Source organism: Herminiimonas sp., from assembly GCF_030655415.1.
In genome coordinates, this window is sequence record NZ_JAURVN010000002.1 from 519409 (window position 1) to 532816 (window position 13408).

General features: G+C 62.9%; 11 protein-coding genes. All 11 read left to right on the forward strand.

Annotation, left to right across the window (positions count from 1 at the left end; all coding sequences use genetic code 11):
• The first annotated feature begins 16 nt into the window (after window positions 1–16).
• The 11 genes from truA (at window position 17) to Q7T66_RS02545 (ending at window position 13259) form a co-directional block, all read left to right on the forward strand.
• On the forward strand, window positions 17–799 hold the full coding sequence (truA, locus tag Q7T66_RS02495; RefSeq protein ID WP_304931680.1) for a tRNA pseudouridine(38-40) synthase TruA: 783 nt from the start codon (window positions 17–19) through the stop codon (window positions 797–799).
• Window positions 796–1518, forward strand: a complete 723-nt coding sequence (locus Q7T66_RS02500; protein WP_304931681.1) for a phosphoribosylanthranilate isomerase — start codon at window positions 796–798, stop codon at window positions 1516–1518. Before truA ends, Q7T66_RS02500 begins: the two co-directional genes overlap by 4 nt.
• Window positions 1496–2752 (forward strand): tryptophan synthase subunit beta, encoded by a 1257-nt coding sequence (gene trpB, locus Q7T66_RS02505; RefSeq protein WP_304931715.1) that lies wholly within the window; start codon window positions 1496–1498, stop codon window positions 2750–2752. Before Q7T66_RS02500 ends, trpB begins: the two co-directional genes overlap by 23 nt.
• Entirely contained in the window at window positions 2749–3582 is an 834-nt protein-coding gene (trpA, locus tag Q7T66_RS02510) for a tryptophan synthase subunit alpha (RefSeq protein WP_304931682.1), read from the forward strand. Before trpB ends, trpA begins: the two co-directional genes overlap by 4 nt.
• A 75-nt stretch (window positions 3583–3657) precedes the next feature.
• Window positions 3658–4530, forward strand: a complete 873-nt coding sequence (gene accD, locus Q7T66_RS02515) for an acetyl-CoA carboxylase, carboxyltransferase subunit beta (RefSeq protein WP_304931683.1) — start codon at window positions 3658–3660, stop codon at window positions 4528–4530.
• 93 nt (window positions 4531–4623) lie between these two features.
• Window positions 4624–5283 carry an LON peptidase substrate-binding domain-containing protein gene (locus tag Q7T66_RS02520; protein WP_304931684.1) on the forward strand — a complete coding sequence of 220 codons (660 nt, stop codon included), beginning with the start codon at window positions 4624–4626 and terminating at the stop codon, window positions 5281–5283.
• Between the two features lie 192 nt (window positions 5284–5475).
• A complete protein-coding gene (gene lysS, locus Q7T66_RS02525; RefSeq protein WP_304931685.1) occupies window positions 5476–7035 on the forward strand; it encodes a lysine--tRNA ligase in 1560 nt (519 codons plus the stop codon).
• Window positions 7036–7119: 84 nt separating this feature from the next.
• A complete protein-coding gene (locus tag Q7T66_RS02530; RefSeq protein WP_304931686.1) occupies window positions 7120–7944 on the forward strand; it encodes a TauD/TfdA family dioxygenase in 825 nt (274 codons plus the stop codon).
• A 109-nt stretch (window positions 7945–8053) separates the two neighbouring features.
• Entirely contained in the window at window positions 8054–9136 is a 1083-nt protein-coding gene (gene serC / locus Q7T66_RS02535) for a 3-phosphoserine/phosphohydroxythreonine transaminase (RefSeq protein WP_304931687.1), read from the forward strand.
• Window positions 9129–10349, forward strand: a complete 1221-nt coding sequence (locus tag Q7T66_RS02540) for a phosphoglycerate dehydrogenase (protein WP_304931689.1) — start codon at window positions 9129–9131, stop codon at window positions 10347–10349. The genes serC and Q7T66_RS02540 overlap by 8 nt, the downstream gene beginning before the upstream one ends.
• A 48-nt stretch (window positions 10350–10397) precedes the next feature.
• Complete coding sequence (locus Q7T66_RS02545) at window positions 10398–13259, forward strand: aconitate hydratase (protein WP_304931690.1); 2862 nt, start codon at window positions 10398–10400, stop codon at window positions 13257–13259.
• The last annotated feature ends 149 nt before the right edge of the window (window positions 13260–13408 follow it).

Here is a 13408-nt window from a genome sequence, read left to right on the forward strand (position 1 = left end):
CTGCTGAGGGTAGCCCATGAGGATCGCCCTGGGTCTGAGCTACAGCGGCAGTGCTTACGAGGGCTGGCAAAGCCAGTTGTCCGGCAACACGGTTCAGGACCAGTTGGAAAAGGCGCTGGGCAAGTTCGCGAACCAGCCCCTGCGCACCCTGTGCGCCGGACGCACCGACGCCGGAGTCCACGCGCTGATGCAGGTGGTTCACTTTGACACCGATCTGCGGCGTGATCTGTCCTCCTGGGTGCGCGGCACCAACGCCTTTTTGCCGCGCGACATCGCCGTGCAGTGGGCGCATGAAGTTCCCGACGAGTTCCATTGCCGCGGCAGCGCGATCAGCCGGCGCTACGCCTATGTGCTGCTCGAGTCGCCGGTGCGCCCCAGCGTCGAAGCCGGCCGCGTCGGCTGGGTCTACCGGCCCATGGACGCACAGGCCATACGCGCAGCCATCACCCACCTAATCGGCGAACACGACTTCAGCGCCTTCCGTGCGGCGCAATGCCAGGCCAAAACGCCGGTCAAAACCATAGCGCGCATAGCAGTTTCGCAGCGGGCAGGCTACTGGCGCTTTGAGTTTGAAGCGAATGCATTTTTGCACCACATGATCCGCAACATCATGGGTTGCCTGGTGGCGGTCGGCCAGGGCCAGCATACGCCGGACTGGATCGCCGAGGTGCTGGCCGCTCGCCGCCGGGACGTGGCCGCCCCCACGTTTTCCCCCGACGGCCTGTATTTCCTCGGTCCGCGTTATGAGGCGCACTACGGCCTGCCCGAGCGCACCGCGGCTTATGATTGGTTGCCATGAACAGCGCTTCAATTCCGGCCCCGGGCAGGACACGAATCAAGATCTGCGGCCTCACCCGTGAAGAGGACGTGGACGCTGCAGTGGGCGCCGGCGCCGACGCCGTGGGTTTTGTCATGTACGCACGCAGTCCGCGTTTTGTCAGCGCCGGACGCGCCGCCGAGCTGGCCGCCCGTCTGCCGCCTTTTGTCACCCCGGTGCTGCTCTTCGTCAACGCATCCGCTCCTGAAATAATAGCTGCCTGCGCCCGTCTGCCAACGGCCTTGATCCAGTTTCATGGCGATGAGACGCCGGAGGCCTGCCGGCAGGCCGGTCGGCCTTTTTTGCGTGCCGCGCGCATTCCGCTGGACGAAAACCCCGCCACGGCCGGCCCCCGCTTTGATCTCGTAAAATACGCACAAGACTTCAAGGCTGCCCAGGCCATCCTGCTCGACGCCCATGTCGACGGTTTTGGGGGCGGCGGAAAAACATTCAATTGGTCACTTCTTCCTCCAAGCGTCAACGCTCACCTCGTTTTGTCTGGTGGACTCACACCTGCAAATGTGACCGATGGCATTTTGCAAGTCAGGCCGCGTTGTAAAACGCTGGCCGTTGATGTCAGCTCGGGCGTCGAGATTTCGAAAGGAATCAAAAGCTTTGAGAAAATCAACCAGTTCGTCGCAGCCGTTCGTGCCGCCGACGACTTACTTGCAAAAAACCATGTACACCTACCGGCAACCTGACCCGACGGGCCACTTCGGGATTTACGGCGGCAGTTTTGTTTCCGAAACGCTGACCCATGCGATCAATGAGCTGAAAGACGCTTACGCGAGGTACCAGCACGACCCGGCCTTTCTCGCCGAATTCCATTACGAGCTCAAGCATTTCGTCGGCCGCCCCTCCCCCATCTACCACGCCGACCGCATGAGCCGCGAGCAGGGCGGCGCGCAGATTTACCTCAAGCGCGAGGACCTGAACCACACCGGCGCGCACAAGATCAACAACACCATCGGCCAGGCCATGCTGGCGCGCCGCATGGGCAAGCCGCGCATCATCGCCGAGACCGGCGCCGGCCAGCACGGCGTGGCGACGGCCACGATCTGCGCGCGTTACGGCCTCGAATGCGTGGTCTACATGGGCAGCGAGGACGTCAAGCGCCAGAGCCCCAACGTCTACCGCATGAAGCTGCTGGGCGCCACCGTGGTGCCGGTCGAATCAGGCAGCCGGACGCTGAAAGACGCGCTCAACGAAGCGATGCGCGACTGGGTCGCCAACGTGGACAACACCTTCTACATCATCGGCACGGTCGCCGGCCCGCACCCCTACCCGATGATGGTGCGCGACTTCCAGAGCGTGATCGGCGAGGAATGCCTGACCCAGATGCCGGAAATGACAGGTGGCAAACAGCCCGATGCGGTGATTGCCTGTGTCGGCGGCGGCAGCAACGCGATGGGCATTTTCCACCCCTACATCGCTTATGAAAAAACGCGCCTGATCGGCGTCGAAGCGGCAGGCATTGGCATGGACAGCGGCAAACACTCGGCCTCGCTGCAACGCGGCCGGCCCGGCGTGCTGCATGGCAACCGAACCTATGTGCTGCAGAACGAAGACGGCCAGGTCACGGAAACCCACAGCATCAGCGCCGGACTCGACTACCCCGGCGTCGGCCCGGAACACGCGTTTTTGAAAGACATTGGCCGTGCTGAATATGTCGGCATCACCGACACGGAGGCGCTGGCGGCCTTCCACTACCTGTGCCGCACCGAAGGCATCATTCCAGCGCTGGAGTCCAGCCACGCCGTGGCCTACGCGATGAAACTCGCGAAAACCATGCGCAGCGACCAGTCCATCCTGGTCAACCTCTCGGGCCGCGGCGACAAGGACATCGGCACCGTGGCGGACCTGTCGGGCGCGGATTTTTACGACCGGCCCTCGATGCGCGGCCACGCCGTCAAGGGAAGCGGAACACCATCATGAGCCGCATCGCTGCCACCTTTTCCGCGCTGAAGGCGCAAAACCGCAAGGCCCTGATTCCCTACGTGACGGCCGGCTTCCCGTTTGCCGACATCACGCCCGAGCTGATGCACGGCATGGTGGCCGGCGGTGCCGACGTGATCGAGCTTGGCGTGCCGTTTTCCGACCCGAGCGCCGACGGGCCGGTCATCCAGAAGGCCGGCGACCAGGCGCTCGCGCTGGGCATCGGCATGGTGCAGGTGCTGGAGATGGTGCGTGTCTTCCGCCAGCAGGACGACAACACGCCGGTCGTGCTGATGGGTTACGCCAACCCGATCGAAGCCTATGACCTCAAGCGCGGGGAGGGCGCGTTTGTACGCGACGCATCAAAGGCCGGCGTGGACGGTGTGCTGGTGGTGGACTACCCGCCAGAGGAATGCGTGGCCTTTGCGGCCGCGCTGCGCGCCCACGGCATGGACCTGATCTTTCTGCTGGCCCCCACCAGTACCGATGAACGCATGGCGCAGATCGCCGGCGTGGCCAGCGGTTATGTCTACTATGTCTCGCTCAAGGGCGTGACCGGCGCCGGCACGCTGGACCTGGGCGCCGTGGAGGCCATGCTGCCGCGCATTCGCCGGCATGTCGGCATCCCGGTCGGCGTCGGTTTCGGCATCCGCGACGCTGCGACCGCCCAGGCCATCGGCCGCGTGGCCGACGCCGTGGTCATCGGCAGCCGGATCATCGGGCTCATCGACGGCCAGCCGCGCGGCCAGATTGTGCCGGTGGTGCGTGACTTCCTGCGCGAAATCCGCAGCGCGCTCGACGGATCAACGGGGTCTGCTGACAGCGCATAATCGCATTTATTTTCAGGCTTTCCCCCTGTCGAACGGACCCGGGGTTGCCCTCCAACAAGGACATAAGGACTGCCCATGTCTTGGCTAGAAAAACTCCTCCCGCCCAAAATCACCCCGACCAATCCGACCGAGCGCCGCAGTGTGCCGGAAGGCCTGTGGATCAAGTGTCCCAGTTGTGAAGCCGTGCTCTACAAGACCGATCTGGAAAAAAACCAGTGCGTCTGCCCGCAATGCAGCCACCACCACCGCATGGATGCGCGGGCCCGGCTGGACTCGTTTCTGGACCCCGAGGGCCGCTACGAACTGGGCCAGGAAGTGCTTCCGGTCGATCCGCTCAAGTTCAAGGACAGCCGCAAATACCCCGAGCGCCTGAAAGAAGCGCTGGAAAACACTGGCGAGACCGATGCGCTGGTGGTCATGGGCGGCGCGGTGCATAGCATTGGCGTGGTCGTGGCCTGCTTCGAGTTCGACTTCATGGGCGGCAGCATGGGCAGCGTGGTCGGCGAGCGCTTCGTGCGCGGCGTGCATGCCGCGATCGAGCAGAAAGTGCCCTTCATCTGCTTTACCGCCACCGGCGGCGCCCGTATGCAGGAAGGCCTGCTCAGCCTGATGCAGATGGCCAAGACCAATGCCTCCCTGACCCGCCTGGCCAAAAAAGGCCTGCCCTACATCAGCGTACTGACCGACCCGACCATGGGCGGTGTGAGCGCCGGCTTCGCTTTTGTCGGCGACATCGTCATTGCCGAGCCGAAAGCGCTGATCGGTTTTGCAGGTCCGCGTGTGATCGAATCGACTGTGCGTGTCACGCTGCCGGAAGGTTTTCAGCGTGCCGAGTTCTTGCAAACCAAAGGCGCGATCGACTTCATCTGCGACCGGCGTGAACTGCGAAAAACGGTGGCGAACTCGCTGGCCATGCTGCTGCGGCAACCGGCGGACGCGGTCGTCTGAGGCCGGGCAAGCCCAGCCACGGCATGGGGAAACAAGTTCGTGGGAAGATGCTGTTGACCAAGAACTTGTCCGTAAATTCCCAGCCCTGAATTGATGTCTGACGCCCTCACCCTGTTCTCGCTCCCGCTGTTCCCGTTGAGTGCCGTGCTCTACCCTGGCGGCTTGCTGTCGCTGCGGATTTTTGAAGTTCGTTACCTCGACATGATTGGCAAGTGCCACAAGACCGGCGCACCGTTTGGCGTGGTCGCGCTGACCCAGGGCTCGGAGGTTCGCAAGCCGGATACGGCCAACCCTGATGGTGACGGTTTTACCACCGAAGCCTTCAATGCCGTGGGAACCCTGGCCGCCATCACCGAATTTTCCGTGCCGCAGCCGGGCCTGATGACGATTCGCTGCACCGGCATGCAGCGCTTTGAGATTTCCAGCCGTGAAAAGCTCAGGCACGGCTTGTGGATTGCCAACGTGACCCGGCTCGCCGACGACCAGGCCGTCAAGGTGCCCGAAGACCTGCGCGGCGCGGCCAACTCGCTGGGCCGGCTGATCAAAACCCTGCAGGAGCGGGCTGTGCCGGCCGGGCAGATGCCCCTGCTGCCGCCCTACCGGTTTGACGACTGCGGCTGGGTCGCCAACCGCTGGTGCGAGCTGCTGCCGATGCCTCTGGAGCTCAAGCAGCGCCTGATGGCGCTGGACAACCCGCTGGTCCGGCTGGAACTGGTCAGCGACATCCTGGAGCGTACCGGCATCGCGCTGTGAGGTCCGCGGGGCGGCAGCGGCAGCTTTCAGTCCCCACGCCCGGAGGGGGATTGGCGTAAGAAGGTGCCCGGGCTCTGACCGGAGCGACGCAGCCTAAAATCGGAGCTTCGTGCTCTTGCCGGCTTGTGCCCTCCTTTTTGTCATCGCGCGGCTGGCCCAGCACGCTGCTGTTTTTTTCGAGAACCTTTTTTCATGTCCAACAACACAAACCCTCCAGCCGCTGCGGCCGTTCCGGCACCGGACGACAACCAGATGATGGCCGAGCGCCGCGAAAAACTCAATGCGCTGCGCCAGCAGCAGGCCGAGGGACTGGGCGTGGCTTTTCCCAATGACGTCAAACCGACGCATCGTGCCGGCGCGCTGTTTGCCGCCTACGACGATAAAACCAAGGAAGAACTGGTGCCGCTGGCCGTCAGCGTCAGCGTGGCTGGCCGCATGATGCTCAAGCGCGTGATGGGCAAGGCCAGTTTTGCGACGCTGCAGGACGCGTCCTTCGGACCCTCGGGCGGGCGCATCCAGATTTACATCAACAACGAAGGCGTGGGTGAAAATGTCCACAACGCATTCAAGCACTGGGACCTGGGCGACATCGTGGCCGCTACCGGCACACTGTTCAAGACCAAGACCGGCGAGCTGTCGATTCACGCCACCAGCATCCGCCTGGTCACCAAAAGCCTGCGCCCGCTGCCCGACAAGTTTCACGGCGTGGCCGACCCGGAGGTCAAATACCGCCAGCGTTATGTGGACCTGATCACCGACGAAGCCGCGCGCAAGCGTTTTGCCGCCCGCAGCAAGGCCGTCTCGGCAATGCGCAATTTCATGGTCGACAATGATTTCCTAGAAGTCGAAACGCCCATGCTGCACCCGATTCCGGGCGGCGCCAATGCCAAGCCCTTCATTACGCACCACAACGCGCTGGATCAGCAGATGTTTTTGCGCATCGCACCCGAGCTGTACCTCAAGCGCCTGATCGTCGGTGGCTTCGAACGGGTGTTCGAGATCAACCGCAGCTTTCGCAACGAAGGCATCAGCGTTCGGCACAACCCCGAGTTCACGATGATGGAGTTTTATGCCGCCTGGTGGAACTACCAGGACTTGATGGTTTTCACCGAAGACCTGATTCGCCACGTGGCCACGCAGGTGACCGGCGGCACGCAGCTCAGTTACCAGGGTCGGCCGGTGGACCTGAGCCAGCCGTTTGAACGCCTGACGATACGCGAGGCCATCCTCAAACACACCGATGCCGGCGTCCATGTGGACGACGCGGCCTGGCTGGGCAGCGCACTGAAAAAGCTGGGGAAATTCAGCGCCAAGGACAAGCCGGAGAGCCGCTCGCTGCCCAGCCTGCAGGTGACCTATTTTGAAGAGACGGTCGAGCACGAACTCTGGGCGCCGACCTTCATCATGGAACACCCGACCGAGATATCGCCGCTGGCGCGCGCCAACGATGCACGGCCCGAGGTGACCGAGCGCTTTGAGCTCTACATCACCGGCCGCGAGTTCGGCAACGGCTTTAGCGAGCTGAACGACGCCGAAGACCAGGCGGCGCGTTTTCACGCCCAGTCGGACGCCAAGGACGGCGGCGACGAAGAAGCCATGCACTTTGACGCCGACTATGTGCGCGCCCTCGAATACGGCATGCCGCCCACCGGCGGCTGCGGCATTGGCATAGACCGGCTGATGATGCTCTTGAGCGACAGCGCCAGCATTCGCGACGTGATTCTTTTCCCCGCACTGCGCCGTGAAGGTTGAGTCCGACCTGGCCGAATCTTTATAAAAATGGACAAAGTGAAGACTGTTGTTGTGAACGTCAAAACCGAATGAAAGTAGCGCGCCATGAAAATCAGACAAATCGCAGGTGCCTTGGGTGCCGAAATTTCCGGTGTTGATCTCTCCGGGGGCGTGTCCGTCGCGCTGGCTGCCGACATTCGCCAGGTGTTTCTGGATCATCAGGTTATTTTCCTGCGCAACCAAAACCTGACACCGCAGCAGTTCATGGTTTTTGCGCAGGCCATGGGCGAGCCGATGGAGTACCCTTTCGTCAAGGGGCTGGAGGGCTTTCCCCACATCATCGAGGTGAAAAAGCTGGCGCACGAAACCGTGAACTTCGGTGGTATCTGGCATTCGGACACCACCTATCTGGAAGCGCCGCCCATGGGCTCCATGCTGCTGTCGCGTGAAGTGCCGTCCTATGGCGGCGACACCCTGTTTGCCAACCAGTATCTGGCCTACGAGTCGCTCTCTGGCACCATGAAGCGCTTGTTGGATGGATTGACCGGCATCAGCAGTTCGGCCAAGGCGGATACTTCCAAGACCCGTGAAGACCGCATCAAGTCGGACGGCAAGGAAGCCGCCCTGCAAGAGTACCGGGCCGAGCACCCGGTCGTGCGTACCCACCCGGAAACCGGACGCAAGGCTTTGTTCGTCAATGTCGCGCACACCGCGGGCATCAAGGGCATGACGGACGAGGAAAGTGCGCCGATCCTCAACTTTCTTTTTGCCCACCAGGTCAAGCCGGAGTTCACCTGCCGCCTTGCCTGGGAGCCGAGCGCCATTGCATTTTGGGATAACCGGTGTACGCAGCACAACCCGGTCAACGACTACCATGGTTTTCGCCGCGTCATGCACCGCATCACGCTCGAGGGCGACAAACCGGTCTGACGCCGGCTATGCCGCGGGACTTTCTTGTATGCTGTGCGTTTTGGCGATCCGCTGGCGTGACCATACGCCACACTAGGCCGACTCCCTTTTCCTTTAGAAAGTCTTGTTCATGACACGCGTTTTCAATTTCAGCGCCGGCCCGGCGACCCTTCCTGAACCCGTGCTGCGCCAGGCCGCCGCCGAAATGCTCGACTGGCACGGCTGCGGCATGTCAGTCATGGAGATGAGCCACCGGGGCAAGGAATTCATTGCCATCCACGCCGAGGCCGAGGCGGATTTGCGCGAGTTGCTGGCCATTCCGGCCAACTACAAGGTGCTGTTTCTGCAGGGCGGCGGTCTCGGGCAAAACGCCTTTGTTCCGATGAACCTGCTGCGCGGCCATGCCGGCGCGGACTTCATCAACACCGGCGAGTGGATGAAAAAGTCCATCAAGGAAGCCAAAAATTTCTGCAAGGTCAATGTCGCCGCCAGCGCCGAAGCCAGCGGCTTTACCAGCGTGCCCAAGTTCGAGACCTGGAAACTCGACCCCAACGCGGCCTATGTACACATCTGCTCGAACGAAACCATTGGCGGCGTCGAATACCACTGGACGCCCGACACCGGCGCGGTCCCGCTGGTCGCCGACATGTCGTCCAACATCCTGTCGCGCCCGGTCGACGTCAGCCGCTACGGCCTGATCTATGCCGGCGCGCAAAAGAACATCGGCCCATCAGGGCTGACCCTGGTGATCGTGCGTGACGACTTGATCGGCCACGCGATGCCGCAAACCCCATGGGTGTTCGACTACAAACAGCAGGCCGACAACGACTCGATGTACAACACGCCGCCGACCTACGCGATCTACATCGCCGGCCTGGTGTTCAAACACATCAAGGCGCTCGGCGGCCTCAAGGCCATCGAAGTGCATAACCGCCGCAAGGCGGCGCTGCTGTATGACTACCTGGACTCGACCTCGTTTTACGTCAACCCGGTCGCGCGCGAAGACCGCTCACTGATGAACGTGCCTTTCAAGCTCAAAGACGAGTCGCTGGACGAGGTCTTTTTGAAGGGCGCGCAGGCGCGCGGCATGGTGCAGCTCAAGGGGCATCGTTCGGTCGGCGGCATGCGCGCATCGATCTACAACGCGATGCCGGTGGAAGGCGTGCAGGCCCTGGTGGCTTATATGCGGGAATTCGAGGCCAGCCATGGCTGAGCCGACTGGCCTGCAGGGGCGGCGCTTCGGGATTCTGGTGCTCAACCAGATTTCCGCCAATGGCCTCAGGCGCCTGCCGGTTGAGCGGTACACCGTTGGCAAGGACGTGGCCCGTCCGGACGCCGTTCTGGTGCGTTCGGCCGACATGTTTGCAATGACCGTGCCCGACAGCGTGCAGGCCATCGCCCGCGCCGGCGCCGGCACCAACAACATCCCGGTTCAGGCGATGAGCGCGCGCGGCGTGCCGGTGTTCAATGCGCCGGGGGCCAACGCCAACGCGGTGAAGGAACTGGTGCTGACCGGCATGCTGCTGGCGGCGCGCAACGTCGCTCCTGCGCTGCGCTTTGTCGCCGGCCTGGACGCCGGGCTGCCGGACATGGACAAAGCGGTGGAAGAGGGCAAGAAAAATTTTGCCGGTTTCGAGCTCGCCGGGCACACGCTGGGCATCGTGGGTCTGGGCAAAGTCGGCTGCCTGGTGGCCGATGCGGCCATCAAGCTGGGCATGCAGGTGCTGGGGTTTGACCCCGACATCACGGTCGATGCGGCATGGAGCCTGCCCGCACAGGTCAAGAAAGCAGCCAGCGTGGCCGACGTGCTGAAAAACGCGCACTTCGTCACCTTGCATGTGCCGCTGGTCGATGCCACGCGCGACCTGGTCCATGCCGACAATCTCAAGCTGATGCGTCCCGGCGCGGTGCTGCTGAACTTTGCGCGCGAGGGCGTGGTCAGTGAAAGCGCGGTGCTGGCCGCGCTGGATGCGAAACAGTTGGGCGGGTATGTCTGCGACTTTCCCTCCGCAGCCATCAACCGCCACGAGCGGGTCATTGCGCTGCCGCACCTGGGCGCGTCCACCCGCGAAGCCGAAGAAAACTGCGCCATCATGGTGGCCGACCAGTTGCGTGACTACCTGGAGCACGGCAACGTGGTCAATGCGGTCAACTTCCCGGCGGTGGCCATGGCGCGCGAGTCGGCCTACCGCGTGGCGATTGCCAACGCCAACGTGCCCAACATGCTGGGGCAGATATCCACCGCCATGGCCCAGGCCGGCCTGAACATCCACAACATGGTCAACAAGTCGCGTGGCGACATGGCCTACACGCTGGTCGATGTCGACAGCCCGGTCTCAGGCGCGGTGCTGGATCACCTGCGGGCAATTGACGGCGTGCTGGGCGTGCGCTACCTGCCAGATGAAGCCCTGCTGACCTTGCGGTAAACCTGACAGGGTGACAATAGCGAAAAACCACCAGACAAGGAGTTCGCCATGGCCCACGCGTTTGCCAACACCCTGAAAACCTTCAAAACCGCTTCGGGAAAAACGGGCAGTTTCTATTCCTTGCCCGCGCTGACCAGGCAGTTTCCAAAAATCTCGCGGCTGCCGGTGTCCCTGCGCATCGTGCTGGAGTCGGTGCTGCGCCAAAGCGTGATGGGCGACGGAAAAAAAGTCGGTGCCGAACACGTCAGGCAACTGGCCAACTGGCTCCCCCATGCCGACCGCACCGATGAAATTCCGTTTGTCGTCTCGCGCGTGGTGCTGCAGGATTTCACCGGTGTGCCGTTGCTGGTCGATCTGGCCGCGATGCGCAGCGTGGCCCTGAAGCTGGACAAGAATCCGAAACTCATTGAGCCGCTGGTGCCGGTGGACCTGGTGGTCGACCATTCCATCATGGTGGACCACTACGGCAAGAAGAATTCGCTGGACCTGAACATGTTGCTCGAATTCCAGCGCAACCGCGAGCGCTACGAGTTCATGAAATGGGGCATGCAGGCCTTTGACACCTTCGGCGTCGTGCCGCCGGGCTTCGGCATCGTGCATCAGGTCAACCTGGAGTACCTGGCGCGCGGCGTACACAGGGGCACAGACGGCATTTATTACCCCGACACACTGGTCGGCACCGACAGCCACACCACGATGATCAACGGCATCGGGGTGGTCGGCTGGGGCGTGGGCGGCATTGAAGCCGAGGCCGCGATGCTGGGCCAGCCGGTCTACATGCTGACGCCCGACGTGGTCGGTTTCGAGCTGAGCGGGCGGCTGCGCGAGGGCGTCACCGCCACCGACCTGGTGCTGCGTGTCACCGAAACATTGCGTCGCGAAAAAGTGGTCGGCAAGTTTGTCGAATTCTTCGGCGAAGGCACACGCACCTTGCCCTTGCCGGACCGCGCGACGATTGCCAATATGGCGCCCGAATATGGCGCGACCATGGGGTTCTTTCCGGTCGATGAAAAAACCATTGCGTACTTCACCGGCACCGGCCGCACCCAGGCCGAGATGGAGGCCTTTGAAGCCTACTTCAGGGCGCAAGGTCTGTTTGGCGTGGCCAAAGCCGGCGAGATCGATTTTTCGCAGGTGGTCCAGCTCGACCTGGGCGACGTGACCCCCAGCCTGGCCGGCCCGAAGCGCCCGCAGGACCGCATCGAGTTGGGCAATGTGGCGAGCCAGTTTGCTTCACTGTTCAGCAAGCCGGTGGCCGAAAACGGCTTCAACCAGCCGGCGGCCATGCTGGGCACGCGCCATTTGCTCCGGCACACCGACCATGGCCGGGCCGACACGCTGCCGGGCGCTCCGCCCACACCGGCGGGCGCGCCCCGCATGGTGGCCGAGATGGAAGCCAACCGTCCCACGCTGGCAACAGCGCACTCGGATGCCGCCGCACCCGCGTCCAAGGCGACCGGTATCAGCATCGGCAACGGCGATGTGCTGATCGCGGCGATTACCAGTTGCACCAACACCTCCAACCCCAGCGTGCTGCTGGCCGCCGGCCTGCTCGCCAAAAAAGCGGTGGAAGCTGGCCTGCGGGTAGCACCGCATATCAAGACATCGCTGGCCCCGGGCTCGCGCATCGTCACCGAGTACCTGACAAAAACCGGTTTGCTGCCCTACCTGGAAAAGCTCGGTTTTGCACTGGTCGGCTACGGCTGCACCACTTGCATCGGCAACGCCGGCGATCTCACGCCCGAGATCAACGAAGCCATTACCAAGAGCGACCTGGTGTGCGCCGCCGTGCTGTCGGGCAACCGCAACTTCGAAGCGCGCATTCACCCCAACCTGAAAGCCAATTTCCTGGCCAGCCCGCCGCTGGTGGTGGCCTATGCGATTGCCGGCACGGTGCGGCGCGACCTGATGACCGAGCCGGTCGGCAAGGGCAGGGGCGGCAAAGATGTTTACCTCGGCGACATCTGGCCGAGCAGCGACGAGATTGACAAACTGATGAAGTTCGCCATGAACGGCAAGGCCTTCCGCGAGAACTACGCCAAGGTCAAGACCGAGCCCGGCGAGCTGTGGGGAAAGATCAGGGGCGTGCCAGGGACCGCCTACACCTGGCCGACCAGCACCTATATCGCCGAGCCGCCGTTCTTCAAGAATTTCGCTATTAAAAACATGGAAAATGAGGCTGTGTCGGTGAAGGGTGCCCGCATCATGGCGCTGTTTGGCGACTCCATCACCACCGACCATATCTCGCCCGCCGGGGCTATCAAGGCCAGCTCGCCGGCCGGGCAGTGGCTGCTGTCCCACGGTGTGCAGAAGGCCGACTTCAACAGCTACGGCGCGCGCCGCGGCAACCACGAGGTGATGATGCGCGGCACCTTTGCCAATGTGCGCATCAAGAACCTGATGATCCCGGCTGGCCCCGACGGCTCACGCGAGGAGGGCGGTATCACGCTGTTCCAGCCAGGTGGCGAAAAGAAGTTCATCTATGACGCCGCCATGCAGTACCTGGACGAGGGCACGCCGACGGTGGTTTTTGCCGGCGAGGAATACGGCACCGGCTCCTCGCGCGACTGGGCCGCCAAAGGCACGCAACTGCTCGGCATCAAGGCGGTGGTGGCCCGCAGCTTCGAGCGCATCCACCGCAGCAACCTGGTCGGCATGGGCGTGTTGCCGCTGCAATTCAAAAGCGGCGACTCCTGGCAAACCCTGGGTCTGACCGGCAAGGAAGTGATCGACGTGTTACCCGATCCCGGTCTGAAGCCGCAAAGCGAAGCCACGCTGGTCGTCACGCGCGCCGACGGTACGAAGCAGCAACTGCAGGTGATTTTGCGCATCGACACGCCGATTGAGGTGGACTACTACCGCCACGGCGGCATTTTGCCTTTTGTACTCAGGCAGTTGCTGGCTGCATGAGAACGCGAACATCAACAATTTCCCGCCGGGCCGCCCCAAGGGAAATTAGCCCCCGTGGGGGGCAGAGAGCTACACGCAGTGAGCGAACGTGGGGGCGAACAATTTCCCGCCGGGCCGCCCCAAGGGAAATTAGCCCCCGTGGGGGGCAG